Raw genomic sequence first — 13,885 nt, 5'->3', positions numbered from 1 at the left:
GGTGACCGCCAAAGGGGCGGCCCTGCCGATCCGGCCGGCCGCCCCGAGCGGGGGCAGGGGCCTGGCGATGCAGCTGCTCCTCGCCATCGTCAGCGCCGCTTACGCAGTAGGGGCCGCCCTGGGCTGGGGCTCCGAGGAACTCGCCGAGATCATGGGCGACTTCGGGCTCAGTGCGGCCGCGATGCTCGCCGCCGTCTCCTGCTACACCTACGCACGGACGATCGACAGCCGCGAGCGCCCCGCCTGGCTGCTGTTCGCCTTCTCCTCCCTCATGGGCGCCTGCGGCAACGCGATCTGGGGCTGGTACGAGGTGATCCTCGCCATGCCCATGCCGAAACCCTCGCTCGCCGACGTCGCCTTCCTGTGCTTCGCCCCGCCCGCCATCGTCGGCCTGCTCGTACTCGCCAAAAGGCCCGTCACCCGGGCCGGCTGGGTCTGCCTCGCGCTCGACTCCTGGCTCATCGGCGGCTCCCTGCTCACCCTGTCCTGGAGCCTGGCCCTCGCGAACACCGCGCGGATCGCCAGCGAGTCCGGCGCCGTCGGCAGCGTCCCGCAGGCCGCGTTCTCCCTCGCCTACCCGCTGCTCGACATCGCCCTCGTCTCGATGGTGCTCGTCCTGCACTTCCGGCGCTCGGAGATCAACCGCTCCGCCGTCAACACCGCCATCGCGGCCCTCGCACTGACCGTGCTCAGCGACGCCCTGTTCACCTCGCCGCTGCTGAGCGCCGCGTACCAGTCCGGGCAGCTGCTCGACGCCGGCTGGTTCGCCGGCTCGCTGCTCCTCGCGTACGCGCCCTGGGGCGCCCGGCGCCTGCCCGCGGCGCCCGGCACCCCCGGCCCCGCGCGCGCCGAGCGGTCCGTCAGCCGCCCCATCACCGGCTCGCTGCCCGCCCTGACGCCCTACCTCGCGGCAGCCGTCTGCACCCTCGGGATCCTGTACAACGTGGTCGACGGCCGGAAGGTCGACCGGGTGGTCGTCCTCACCGGCTGCACCGTCGTGCTCGCCCTGGTCATCCGGCAGGGCATCATGCTCCTCGACAACATCGCGCTGACCCAGGAGCTGGCCCAGAAGGAGAACCACTTCCGCTCCCTGGTCCAGGGCTCCAGCGACGTCATCATGATCGCCGCCCCCACCGGCACGCTGCGCTACGTCAGCCCCGCCGCGGCGGGGGTCTACGGCCGCGACGCCGAGGAGCTCGTCGGCGCCGAGCTCGCGAGCCTCATCCATCCGCACGACCTCGGCCGCGTCGTCCACGAGGTGCGCCGCTTCCTCGCCTCGCCGCCCGCCGAGGAGCCCACCACGCGCATCGAGTGCCGGTTCAAGTCGGGCAGCGGCGAGTGGCTCAACGTGGAGTCCACCGTCAACCGGCACCAGGGCGGCCTCATCCTCAACAGCCGCGACGTCACCGAGCGGGTCCGCCTCCAGGCGCAGCTCCAGCACAGCGCCGAGCACGACCCGCTGACCGACCTGCCCAACCGGGCCCTGTTCACCCGCCGGGTCCGCCAGGCGCTCAGCGGCCGGCGTGCCGGGGACCACAGCACCGCCGTGCTCTTCATCGACCTCGACGGCTTCAAGGCGGTCAACGACTCCATCGGCCACCAGGCCGGCGACGAACTCCTGGTCGAGGCCGCGCGCCGGCTCCAGGACTCCGTCCGTGCCGGGGACACCGCGGCCCGCCTCGGCGGCGACGAGTTCGCGGCCCTCATCCTGGGCGACGGCAGCCGCGACCGCAGCGCCCGTGAGTACCAGGTCCACGAGATCGCGGACCGGCTGCGCACCACGCTCTCCCGACCGTACCGGATCGGCGGCAGCGAGGTCCGGGTCGCCGCCAGCATCGGCGTGGCCTTCGCCGACCCCGGCATCACCCCGTCGGACCTGATGCGCAACGCGGATCTCGCGATGTACCGGGCCAAGGCGGGCGGCAAGGACCGGGTCGAGCTGTACGTCCCCCAGATGCAGGCCGAGGTCCTACGGAAGGCCGAGCTGGCGGGCCGGCTGCGCACCGCACTCCACGACGGCGAGTTCGCCCTCTTGCACCAGCCCGTGGTCTCCCTGGAGACCGGAGAGGTCACGGCCGCGGCGGCGCTGGCCCGCTGGCGCTCCGCCCGCGGGATCCTCTTCACACCGGCCGAGTTCTTTCGGATCGCCGAGCACCGGGAGGGCTCCGGCCCGGTGCCCGCCCCGCCGGACGGCCCCGTCGGCGCGGCCGCCGCCCCCGCGCGCGCCGAAGAGCTCGGGCGCTGGCTCCTGGAGCAGGCCGTCGGCCAGGCCGCCGAACGGCACCGGGCAGGACACAGCGTGCCGGTGGCCGTGCGGACGAGCGCCCAGCGGCTGCTCGACCCGGGGGCGTCACCGGGCGCGGCCGACGGGGCGATGTCCCCGGGCCTCGTGGAAGCGCTGCTCGCCCGGCACGGGCTTCCCCCGGGCGCCCTGGTGATCGAACTGGCCGACAGTGACCCCAGGGTCCCCTTCGACGAGCTGGAGCGGCGCCTTGCAGCCCTGCGCCGACTCGGCGTCCTGGTGGCCCTCGACGGCTTCGGCAGCGGCTACGCCGCCATCAGCGCGCTGCGGCGGCTGCCCGTGGACATCCTGAAGCTGGACCGGGGTCTGGTCGAAGGCGTAGTGGAATCCGCCCGCCTCCGCAAGATCACCGCCGGCCTGTTGCGCATCGCGAACGACCTGGGCATGCATTCGGTGGCCGAGGGGGTGGACCTGCCCGAGCAGGTCCTGGCCCTGCGCGCCATGGGATGCACCCACGGCCGGGGACTGGCGTTTTCCGGCCCGCTCGACGAGTACAGGCTGCGCCGGGCGCTCGTGCGCGGTACGTTCCCAGTACCGGGCGGGGCGGTCCAGCCCGCCTTGGCCGGTGGTACGTCCGGGGGCTCGATGGCCATCCGTAGAGGCTCACATAATGAGACGCCCGTCCCACCCACTTGACATCGCCCTCCCGCCGGAGGGAGGGTCTGTGCCATGCGCACCCGAATTCTCGTACTTGGAAAGCGCGTCGGCTGAAGCCGGGACCTCCCTGTCCCCGCTCCGTGCACCCGACGCGCTCCCCTCGCTTGCCATCCGGCACGAGGGGTTTTTTGTTGCACTGGCACACCTTCGAACCGTCGTAAAACCCTCAGCTTCGAGAAGAGAATGCCGATGACCGAGCAGGCCTCCGGGGCCCAGCATCCGCAGCCGCGGCCCCGTTCCGGCGGAGCGCAGCCCGCCGCAGTTGAGCACGTCACGGGTGCCCAGTCCCTCATCCGCTCGCTCGAAGAAGTGGGGTGCGACACCGTTTTCGGCATCCCGGGCGGAGCGATCCTCCCGGCGTACGACCCGATGATGGACAGCGCCAAGGTCCGCCACATCCTGGTCCGGCACGAGCAGGGCGCCGGCCACGCCGCGACCGGCTACGCCCAGGCCACCGGCAAGGTGGGCGTCTGCATGGCGACCTCCGGCCCCGGCGCCACCAACCTGGTCACCCCGATCGCCGACGCCCACATGGACTCCGTCCCGCTCGTCGCGATCACCGGCCAGGTCTCCTCCAAGGCGATCGGCACCGACGCCTTCCAGGAGGCGGACATCGTCGGCATCACCATGCCGATCACCAAGCACAACTTCCTGGTCACCAAGGCCGAGGACATCCCGAAGACGATCGCCGAGGCGTTCCACATCGCCGCCACCGGTCGCCCCGGCCCCGTCCTCGTCGACATCGCCAAGGACGCCCTCCAGGCGAAGACCACCTTCTCCTGGCCCCCGACCCTGGACCTGCCCGGCTACCGGCCGGTCACCAAGCCGCATGCCAAGCAGATCCGCGAGGCCGCCAAGCTCATCTGCCAGGCCAAGCGCCCCGTCCTGTACGTCGGCGGCGGGGTGATGAAGTCCGGCGCGACCGCCGAGCTGAAGGTCCTGGCCGAGCTGTCCGGCGTCCCGGTCACCACCACCCTGATGGCCCTGGGCTCGTTCCCCGACAGCCACCCGCTGCACGTCGGCATGCCCGGCATGCACGGCTCGGTCACCGCCGTCACCGCCCTGCAGAAGTCCGACCTGCTGATCGCCCTCGGCACCCGCTTCGACGACCGCGTCACCGGCAAGCTCGACAGCTTCGCCCCCTACGCCAAGGTCATCCACGCGGACATCGACCCCGCCGAGATCGGCAAGAACCGCGAGGTCGACGTCCCGATCGTGGGCGACGCCCGCGAGGTCATCGCCGACCTGGTCCAGGCGATCCAGGCCGAGCACACCGAGGGCAACGCCGGTGACTACTCCGCCTGGTGGAAGGACCTCAACCGCTGGCGCGAGACCTACCCGCTGGGCTACGAGACCCCCGCCGACGGCATGCTCTCCCCGCAGCAGGTCATCCAGCGCATCGGCGAACTCGCCCCGGAGCACACCGTCTTCGCGGCGGGCGTCGGCCAGCACCAGATGTGGGCCTCGCACTTCATCGACTACGAGGAGCCCCGCACCTGGCTGAACTCCGGCGGCGCCGGCACCATGGGCTACGCGGTCCCCGCCGCGATGGGCGCCAAGGTGGGCCTGCCGGAGCGCACCGTCTGGGCGATCGACGGTGACGGCTGCTTCCAGATGACCAATCAGGAACTGGTCACCTGCGCGCTGAACAACATCCCGATCAAGGTCGCGATCATCAACAACGGGGCGCTGGGCATGGTCCGCCAGTGGCAGACCCTGTTCTACAACCAGCGTTACTCCAACACCGTGCTGCACGCCGACGAGACCGGCCACGACACGGTCGGCTCCCAGCTCGGCGAGTCCACCGCCCCCCGCAAGGGCACCCGCGTCCCGGACTTCGTCAAGCTGTCCGAGGCCATGGGCTGCGTGGCGCTGCGCTGCGAGGACCCGGCGGACCTGGACAAGGTCATCGCCGAGGCCAACGCCATCAACGACCGGACCGTCGTGATCGACTTCATCGTCCACGAGGACGCCATGGTGTGGCCGATGGTGGCCGCCGGCACCTCCAACGACGAGGTCATGGCCGCCCGGGGCGTCCGTCCCGACTTCGGCGACAACGAAGACGACTGAGCCGAGAGAGCCGAGAGAGAGAACGCCCCACATGTCCAAGCACACGCTCTCCGTCCTGGTCGAGAACACGCCCGGCATCCTCGCCCGGATCGCCGCCCTGTTCTCCCGCCGCGGGTTCAACATCGACTCCCTCGCGGTCGGCGTCACCGAGCACCCCGACATCTCGCGGATCACCATCGTCGTGAACGTCGAGGACCTCCCGCTGGAGCAGGTGACCAAGCAGCTGAACAAGCTGGTCAACGTGCTCAAGATCGTGGAGCTGGAGCCGTCCAACGCCATCGAGCGTGAACTCGTGCTGGTGAAGGTCCGGGCCGACAACGAGACCCGGTCCCAGATCATCGAGATCGTCCAGCTGTTCCGCGCCAAGACGGTCGACGTCTCGCCCGAGGCGGTCACCATCGAGGCGACCGGCGGCGCCGACAAGCTGGGCGCCATGCTCAAGATGCTGGAGCCGTTCGGCATCAAGGAGCTCGTCCAGTCGGGCACGATCGCCATAGGGCGCGGCGGACGGTCCATCACGGACCGCAGTCTGCGCGCGCTCGAGCGCAGCGCCTGACCGGCCCGGGGGCCCGCGCCTCTTTGCCTCTCGCATGGCGAGACCAGGAAACTTCGTCCACGTTCCCCGCCGTACGGTGGGAGCAACACCAGCGCACCAAGGAGATATCCCAGTGGCCGAGCTGTTCTACGAGAACGACGCCGACCTGTCCATCATTCAGGGCCGCAAGGTCGCGGTCATCGGCTACGGCAGCCAGGGCCACGCCCACGCGCTGTCGCTGCGCGACTCCGGCGTCGACGTCGTCGTCGGCCTGAAGGAGGGCTCGAAGTCCAAGGCCAAGGCCGAGGAGCAGGGCCTGAAGGTCCTGCCCGTGGCGGAGGCCGCCGAGTGGGCGAACCTCATCATGATCCTGACGCCGGACCCGCTCCAGGCCGAGATCTACGAGGAGTCCATCAAGGACCACCTGAAGGAGGGCGACGCGCTCTTCTTCGGCCACGGCTTCAACGTCCGCTACGGCTTCATCAAGCCCCCGGCCAACGTGGACGTCGCCCTCGTCGCCCCGAAGGGCCCGGGCCACCTGGTCCGCCGCCAGTACGAGGAGGGCCGCGGCGTTCCGTGCATCGCCGCCGTGGAGCAGGACGCGTCGGGCCAGGCCTTCGCCCTCGCGCTCTCCTACGCGGCCGGCATCGGCGGCACCCGCGCCGGCGTCATCAAGACCACCTTCACCGAGGAGACCGAGACCGACCTGTTCGGTGAGCAGGCCGTCCTCTGCGGTGGCGCCTCCGCGCTGGTCAAGGCCGGTTTCGAGACCCTGACCGAGGCCGGCTACCAGCCGGAGATCGCGTACTTCGAGTGCCTGCACGAGCTGAAGCTCATCGTCGACCTCATGTACGAGGGCGGCCTGGAGAAGATGCGCTGGTCGGTCTCCGAGACCGCCGAGTGGGGTGACTACGTCACCGGCCCCCGCATCATCACCGACGCCACCAAGGCCGAGATGAAGAAGGTCCTCGACGAGATCCGCAGCGGCGAGTTCGCGAACACCTGGATGGCCGAGTACAAGGCCGGTCTGCCCAAGTACAACGAGTACAAGAAGGCCGACGAGGAGCACCTGCTGGAGACCACCGGCAAGAAGCTGCGCAAGCTGATGAGCTGGGTCGACAGCGAGGACAACTGATCGCCCGCGGGGCCGGGACGCCCGTCGTCCCGGCCCCGCGCCGCATCCCCGGTAGGCTGCAATGGAGAGATCCTGTAGTACGCCTTGTCCACCCCGGCCAACCCCGGACGGGTGATCCTTCCGCACAGGCGGAAATCCGGTCCGCGTCCGCCACTACACTGCTCAACACAACGCGTCAGGCCCACAGTGTCGTGCGTCTTCCACGCGGCTACCCCCTCCACCGCCTGCGGCCGTCGGGACGGCCGTCCGCACTGGACTTGTGAGGACCCACGTGAGCTCGAAACCTGTCGTACTCATCGCCGAAGAGCTGTCGCCCGCCACCGTCGAGGCGCTCGGCCCGGACTTCGAGATCCGACACTGCAACGGCGCCGACCGCGCCGAGCTGCTCCCCGCGATCGTCGACGTCGACGCCATCCTCGTGCGCTCGGCGACGAAGGTCGACGCGGAGGCCATCGCCGCCGCCTCGAAGCTGAAGGTCGTCGCCCGCGCCGGTGTCGGCCTCGACAACGTCGACGTCGCCGCCGCCACCAAGGCCGGCGTGATGGTCGTGAACGCCCCGACCTCCAACATCGTCACCGCCGCCGAGCTCGCCTGCGGCCTGCTCATCGCCAGCGCCCGCCACATCCCGCAGGCCAACACGGCCCTGAAGAACGGCGAGTGGAAGCGCAGCAAGTACACCGGTGTCGAGCTCAGCGAGAAGACCCTCGGCGTCGTCGGCCTCGGCCGCATCGGCGTCCTGGTCGCCCAGCGGATGTCCGCCTTCGGTATGAAGGTCGTCGCGTTCGACCCGTACGTGCAGCCCGCGCGCGCCGCCCAGATGGGCGTCAAGATGCTGACGCTGGACGAGCTGCTGGAGGTCGCCGACTTCATCACGGTGCACCTGCCGAAGACCCCCGAGACGATCGGTCTCATCGGGGACGAGGCCCTGCACAAGGTGAAGCCGTCCGTCCGCATCGTCAACGCCGCGCGCGGCGGGATCGTGGACGAGGCAGCCCTGTACGCGGCACTGAAGGAGGGCCGCGTCGCCGGTGCCGGTCTCGACGTGTACGCGAAGGAGCCCTGCACGGACTCCCCGCTCTTCGAGCTCGACCAGGTCGTCTGCACCCCGCACCTCGGCGCGTCCACGGACGAGGCCCAGGAGAAGGCCGGTATCGCGGTCGCCAAGTCGGTGCGCCTCGCGCTCGCCGGCGAGCTCGTACCGGACGCGGTCAACGTCCAGGGCGGTGTCATCGCCGAGGACGTCCGCCCGGGCCTGCCGCTCGCCGAGAAGCTCGGCCGCATCTTCACGGCCCTCGCGGGCGAGGTGGCGGTCCGCCTCGACGTCGAGGTCCGCGGCGAGATCACCCAGCACGACGTCAAGGTGCTGGAACTGTCCGCCCTCAAGGGTGTGTTCGAGGACGTCGTGGACGAGACCGTCTCCTACGTCAACGCCCCGCTGTTCGCGCAGGAGCGCGGCGTCGAGGTGCGCCTGACCACCAGCTCCGAGTCCCCGGACCACCGCAACGTGGTGACCGTGCGCGGCACTCTGTCGGACGGTCAGGAAGTCTCGGTCTCCGGCACCCTGGCCGGACCCAAGCACCTCCAGAAGATCGTCGGCGTCGGCGAGTACGACGTGGACCTCGCGTTCGCCGACCACATGGTCGTCCTGCGCTACACCGACCGCCCCGGCGTCGTCGGCACCGTCGGCCGGATCCTGGGCGAGGGCGGGCTGAACATCGCCGGCATGCAGGTGGCCCGCGCGGAGGAGCACGGCGAGGCGCTCGCCGTCCTCACCGTCGACGACACCGTCCCGCAGGACATGCTCACGGACATCGCGGAGGAGATCGGCGCCACGTCTGCCCGCTCGGTGAACCTGGTCGGCTGATCGGGAAGCCGTAGGGAAGGGCCCGGGGCCGTCCCCGGGCCCTTCTGCACGTCCGCGTTCCCCCGACCGGCGCGGACGTCCTGTATAGGACGCTCGTATGGATCGATTGTCTGGGACGCTCGTCTTGCTACCGTGAGCCCATGGGACACCGTGAAGACCTCCTTGAGGGCGCCAAGAAGTGCCTGGCCGAGAAGGGTTTCGTGCGGACGACCGCGCGGGACATCGTCAACGCCTCGGGCGCGAACCTCGCGTCGATCGGCTACCACTACGGCTCCAAGGACGCCCTCCTGACGCAGGCGTTCGTCGAGCTCGCCCAAGAATGGGGCGACGCCTTCCGGCCGGACGTCACGGGCGAGGGCGGATCGCTGGAGCGCTTCCGCTCGGTCTGGGAGGGCATCCTCGGCCGGCGCGAGCAGGCGGCCCCGATGTGGGCGGCCAGCATGGAGATCGCGCTCAGCCGCGACGCGCTGCCGGAGCTGCGCGAGACGCTCCTGGCCTCGGAGCCCGAAGGCCGCAGGGGGCTGGCCTCGATGTTCACCGGGATCCCGGAGGGCGAGCTCGACGAGCGCGACGTGCGCACCCTCGGCGGGCTGTACCAGGCCCTGCTCACCGGGGTCATGACGCAGTGGCTGTACGACCCCGAGGGCGCGCCCACCGCGCAGGAGCTGACCGAGGCGATGCGGCGGGTGGCGGAAGGCCTGCTGGGCGCCAAGGCCGGGAGCGGCAGGCGGGGGACCGGCGTCAAGGGCGGGGCGGACGGCGAGGGCTGACGGGCCGTCGGCCGGACCGGCGCGCCCGGGTCCGCAGCTCCCGCCGCGACGCTGGCGCCGGGCCCGCCCGGGCCCGCCCGGGCCCGCCCGGGGCCGTCAGCGCCGGTTCACCGCCGGGGCGGCCGCGCGGCCCGGTCGCCGTGCAGGCGGGCCGTCTTGAGGGCCATGTGGAGCAGCAGCCGGTCCTCGCCCTCGTCCAGGTCGAGCCCGGTCAGCTGCTCCACACGGGACAGCCGGTAGTAGAGGGTCTGGCGGTGGACGCCCAGCGCGGCCGCCGCCCGGCCCGCCTGCCCGGCGCAGTCCAGGAACACCTCGGCGGTGCGGGCCAACTCCGCGTGGGCAGGGGAGAGCAGGGCGTGGACCGCCGGGTCCTCCACCGGCTCCGCGGCCGCCAGCGCGGACAGCATCCGGTACGGGCCGATCTGCGACCACCGGGCCACCGGCCCGAACCGCGGCTGGGCCGCAGCCGCCCGGGCCGCCGCCGCGGCCTGCTCCCAGCCCTCGGCCAGCCGGGCCAGCCCCGCCACCGGCTCGGCGATCCCGGCCGCCGGTCCGGACACGGCGGCCGGGCACGCGCCCGCGCCGCCCGCGCCCCCCGCGGCACGCGCACCCTGCGCCCCCCGCTCCGGGGCGGGCGTGCGCGCCGCGGCGGAGACGGTCGCGTGCGCCGCAGCCGCCGTCCTCGCCCCGGCCGGAGCCGCGGCAGTACGGGCGCCCCCGCCGCCCCCCGGGCCGGTCCCGGGCGGGAGCAGCCGGGCCGCCACCGCCTCGGCCGGGGCGAGGACGTCCGCCGAGCGCAGCCGGACCAGTACCGCCAGCGCCTGGTCGGCGGCCCCCGCCGAGGGTGCCCCGCCGCCCGGACCCCGCCCCGGAACCACGCACACCGCGGCCGCGCCCGGCACCGAGGTCGGGGCCTCGCCGGACCAAGGGGCCACACACACCACCGCGTGCGGCCCCTGCGCGGCGGGGCCGAGCGCCGTCCGCAGCGCGGCCACCGCCATGTCCTGCGGCCAGCCCCGCCCGGCCGTCAGGACCGTCAGGAACTCCCGGGACAGGTCCGCCCCGGCCTTCGCCTCCCGCGCGAGCAGGATCCCGATCCGGTCGGCCACATCCATGGCGGCGGCCAGCGCGTCCGGTCCCGGGCCGGGCTCCTGGTCCAGCAGCCACACATAGCCCTGGACGACCCCGCGGTACCGGACCGGCAGGCAGATCCGGCCCCGGAACACGCCCGCGTCCGGCGCCGCCGGGATCCGCACCGGGCCCGTGGCCCGGGCGATGCCGAAGCCCTCGAACCAGGACCGCACGGCCGCCGTCGACTGGCGGGTCAGGATCGAGCGGGTGCGCACCGGGTCCATGGCGAGGTCGTCCTCGCTGTCGTGCGCACCGAAGGCGATCAGACGGAAGTCCCGGTTCTCCAGCGTCGCCGGGGCGCCGAGCAGCTCGGAAATCTCGTCCACCAGGTCCTGGTAATCGCCTTTCACTCGGACATTCTCCCACCACAGACCAGGGTCTTCAGACACATGTATGAGATCGCGGCCACGGATGCGTGACAGCTGTCGATGGCCGAGGATCGGGTCCATCCTTAGGTTTCACGGTGGTTTCACTTGCGTTTTCCTGACGGCCTCCGCGCCCATCCCCCGGGTGGCGGACGTCTGCTTCTGCCACCTGTTGGAGGTGCCCCGTGCTGGGTCCCGCGATCCTCGCCGCTTCGCGCAGCGACAAGATGCGCCGAATCGTCTCTGCCGCCCCGGTGACCAAGCCCGTGGTGACCCGGTTCATCCCCGGCGAGACGGTCGACCAGGTCATCCCGATCGTCGAGGACCTCGCGCGGAAGGGGCTCGAGGTCACCCTCGACGTCGTCGGCGAGGACATCACCACGGTGGAGCAGTCCTACGCCGCCCGTGACGCCTACCTGGAGCTCATCGGCCGGCTGAAGGAGCTGGAGCTGGGCGAGCGGGCCGAGATGTCGGTCAAGCTCTCCATGTTCGGCCAGGCGCTGGAGGGCGGCCACGAGCTCGCCCTCGCCAACGTCCGTCCGGTCGTCGAGGCCGCCGCCGCGATCGGCACCACCGTCACCCTCGACGCCGAGGACCACACCACCCTCGACTCGATGTTCGCCATGCACGAGGAGCTGCGGAAAGACTTCCCGCAGACCGGCTGCGTCATCCAGGCGTACCTCTTCCGCACCGAGGCCGACGCCCGGCGCCTCGCCGCCAACGGCAGCCGGGTCCGGATCGTCAAGGGCGCCTACAAGGAGCCCGCCGAGGTCGCGTACCAGGACAAGGCCGAGATCGACAAGGCGTACGTCCGCATCCTGAGGACCCTCATGGAGGGCGAGGGCTACCCGATGATCGGGTCGCACGACCCGCGCCTGATCGCCATCGCGCAGGAACTCGCCCGGGCGGCCGGGCGCAAGCTGGACGAGTACGAGTTCCAGATGCTGTACGGCATCCGCAGCGAGGAGCACCTGCGGCTCGCCGCCGAGGGCCACCGCATGCGCGTCTACACCGCGTACGGGACGGACTGGTACGGCTACTTCATGCGCCGCCTGGCGGAGAAGCCCGCCAACCTGCTCTTCTTCCTCCGCTCGATGATCACCAAGAACTGATGGGGGGTGGCGGGCGACGGTCGGCCTCACCCGGGTGCACCCTGAGAGACGACGACCGTCGCCCGCTCACCGGCCGGCTGAGCCGGCCCACGTCTGGACGAAGGAGTTGCCAGACCCGTGACTCCGCCACGAAGGGCTTCTCGCTCATCCGCAGCCGCGGACTCATGACGGTCAAGCCCTGACCGCTTCTCAAGCTATGCAATCGCTTCAGTCTGCGTCGGCTGAAGTCAGGAATTCACCCGGAAGAGGTGCCGCCATGGATGCTGTGACCCAGGTCCCCGCGCCGGTCAACGAGCCGGTTCACTCGTACGCCCCCGGCAGCGCCGAGCGCGCACGTCTCGAGACCCAGCTCAAGCAGCTGTCCGAGAACCCGATCGACCTGCCGATGACGATCAACGGCGTCAAGCGGATGGGCGGCGGCGAGCGCTTCGACGTGGTCCAGCCGCACGACCACAAGTCGGTGATCGGCACCTTCGCCAACGCCACGCAGGCCGACGCCCAGGAGGCCGTCGACGCCGCCCTGGCCGCCGCCCCGGCCTGGCGCGCGATGTCCTTCGACGACCGTGCCGCGATCATCCTGCGCGCCGCCGAGCTGCTGGCCGGCCCCTGGCGCGAGAAGATGGCCGCGTCCACCATGCTGGGCCAGTCGAAGACCGCCCAGCAGGCCGAGATCGACACCCCCTGCGAGCTCGTCGACTTCTGGCGCTTCAACGTCCACTTCGCCCGCCAGATCCTGGCCGAGCAGCCCGTCGCGAACTCCGCCGGCGTGTGGAACCGCAGCGACCACCGCCCGCTCGAGGGCTTCGTGTACGCGATCACCCCGTTCAACTTCACCGCCATCGCCGGCAACCTGCCGACCGCCCCCGCCCTCATGGGCAACGTGGTCGTCTGGAAGCCGTCCCCGACGCAGACCCACTCCGCGGTCCTCCTCATGGAGCTCCTGGAGGAGGCCGGCCTGCCGAAGGGCGTCATCAACCTGGTGACGGGCGACGGCATCGCCGTCTCCGAGGTGGCCCTGAACCACCCCGACCTCGCCGGCATCCACTTCACCGGATCGACCAAGACCTTCCAGTACCTGTGGAAGACGGTCGGCAACAACATCGAGAAGTACAAGTCCTACCCGCGCCTGGTCGGCGAGACCGGCGGCAAGGACTTCGTCGTCGCGCACCCCTCCGCGGACCGCGCCGTCCTGAAGACCGCCCTGACCCGCGGCTCCTTCGAGTTCCAGGGCCAGAAGTGCTCGGCGTCCTCCCGCGCCTACGTCCCGGCCTCCATCTGGAACGACGGCTTCAAGGAGGCCTTCGCGGCCGAGGTCGACGGCATCGCCATGGGTGACGTCCGCGACCTGACCAACTTCATCGGCGCCGTCATCGACGAGCGCTCCTTCGCGAAGAACAAGGCCGCGATCGACCGGGCCAAGGCCGACCCGACCTGCACGATCGTCGCGGGCGGCACGTACGACGACTCCGAGGGCTACTTCGTCCGCCCGACCGTCATCGAGTGCACCGACCCGGAGAACGAGGTCTTCACGACCGAGTACTTCGGCCCGATCCTCGCCGTGCACGTCTACGAGGACGACAAGTTCGACGAGATGCTCGCCCAGATGGAGTCGGTGTCCGCCTACGCGCTGACCGGCTCGATCATCGCCGGCGACCGCTACGCCGCCGCCGACGCCATGGAGAAGCTCCGCTTCGCCGCGGGCAACTTCTACATCAACGACAAGTCCACCGGCGCCGTCGTCGGCCAGCAGCCCTTCGGCGGCGGCCGCGCCTCCGGCACCAACGACAAGGCGGGCGCCGCGAGCAACCTCCAGCGCTGGGTCTCGACCCGCTCCATCAAGGAGACCCTGGTCCCGCCGACCGAGTACGGCTACCCCCACATGGGCTGACCGTCCTCGGCAGGGCCGACCGCCCCCGCTGAACCCCCGCCCCCGCTCCGGTACCC

General features: G+C 71.3%; 9 protein-coding genes. 8 read left to right on the top strand and 1 reads right to left on the bottom strand.

All coding sequences use genetic code 11. The features are described from left to right. The first annotated feature begins 1 nt into the window (after position 1). From ACSHWO_RS10675 to ACSHWO_RS10650, 6 genes are all read left to right on the top strand, one after another. On the top strand, positions 2–2,938 hold the full coding sequence (locus tag ACSHWO_RS10675) for a putative bifunctional diguanylate cyclase/phosphodiesterase (RefSeq protein ID WP_438311419.1): 2,937 nt from the start codon (positions 2–4) through the stop codon (positions 2,936–2,938). 204 nt (positions 2,939–3,142) lie between these two features. Next, complete coding sequence (locus ACSHWO_RS10670) at positions 3,143–5,029, top strand: acetolactate synthase large subunit (RefSeq protein WP_361088656.1); 1,887 nt, start codon at positions 3,143–3,145, stop codon at positions 5,027–5,029. A gap of 31 nt (positions 5,030–5,060) precedes the next feature. Beyond that, positions 5,061–5,585: an acetolactate synthase small subunit gene (gene ilvN, locus ACSHWO_RS10665; protein WP_189809055.1), complete on the top strand. Its 525-nt coding sequence runs from the start codon at positions 5,061–5,063 to the stop codon at positions 5,583–5,585. Between the two features lie 112 nt (positions 5,586–5,697). Further along, a complete protein-coding gene (gene ilvC, locus ACSHWO_RS10660) occupies positions 5,698–6,699 on the top strand; it encodes a ketol-acid reductoisomerase (RefSeq protein WP_361088653.1) in 1,002 nt (333 codons plus the stop codon). A gap of 271 nt (positions 6,700–6,970) precedes the next feature. Further along, positions 6,971–8,563: a phosphoglycerate dehydrogenase gene (gene serA, locus ACSHWO_RS10655; protein WP_385846478.1), complete on the top strand. Its 1,593-nt coding sequence runs from the start codon at positions 6,971–6,973 to the stop codon at positions 8,561–8,563. A gap of 140 nt (positions 8,564–8,703) precedes the next feature. Continuing rightward, positions 8,704–9,333, top strand: coding sequence for a TetR/AcrR family transcriptional regulator (locus ACSHWO_RS10650; protein WP_438311414.1), 630 nt, complete (start codon positions 8,704–8,706; stop codon positions 9,331–9,333). Between the two features lie 107 nt (positions 9,334–9,440). On the opposite strand, the gene ACSHWO_RS10645 is transcribed toward ACSHWO_RS10650, so the two are convergent. Continuing rightward, positions 9,441–10,814 (bottom strand): PucR family transcriptional regulator, encoded by a 1,374-nt coding sequence (locus ACSHWO_RS10645; protein WP_438311411.1) that lies wholly within the window; start codon positions 10,812–10,814, stop codon positions 9,441–9,443. Between the two features lie 200 nt (positions 10,815–11,014). On the opposite strand from ACSHWO_RS10645, the gene ACSHWO_RS10640 reads away from it, so the two are divergent. After that, entirely contained in the window at positions 11,015–11,941 is a 927-nt protein-coding gene (locus ACSHWO_RS10640; protein ID WP_438311409.1) for a proline dehydrogenase family protein, read from the top strand. Positions 11,942–12,197: 256 nt separating this feature from the next. Then, positions 12,198–13,829: an L-glutamate gamma-semialdehyde dehydrogenase gene (pruA, locus tag ACSHWO_RS10635; RefSeq protein WP_361088643.1), complete on the top strand. Its 1,632-nt coding sequence runs from the start codon at positions 12,198–12,200 to the stop codon at positions 13,827–13,829. Positions 13,830–13,885: the final 56 nt, after the last annotated feature.

Source organism: Streptomyces pallidus (ex Mingjun et al. 2026) (assembly GCF_051550185.1).
Classification (GTDB): domain Bacteria; phylum Actinomycetota; class Actinomycetes; order Streptomycetales; family Streptomycetaceae; genus Streptomyces.
Note: the sequence above shows the minus strand (reverse complement) of the source record. Positions and strands in the feature narration are given on the sequence as shown.

Coding starts and splice junctions, on each gene's coding strand:
- ACSHWO_RS10670 (WP_361088656.1), top strand. CDS start 3,143: ATGCCGATGACCGAGCAGGCCTCCGGGGCCCAGCATCCGCAGCCGCGG.
- ilvN (WP_189809055.1), top strand. CDS start 5,061: ATGTCCAAGCACACGCTCTCCGTCCTGGTCGAGAACACGCCCGGCATC.
- ACSHWO_RS10650 (WP_438311414.1), top strand. CDS start 8,704: ATGGGACACCGTGAAGACCTCCTTGAGGGCGCCAAGAAGTGCCTGGCC.
- pruA (WP_361088643.1), top strand. CDS start 12,198: ATGGATGCTGTGACCCAGGTCCCCGCGCCGGTCAACGAGCCGGTTCAC.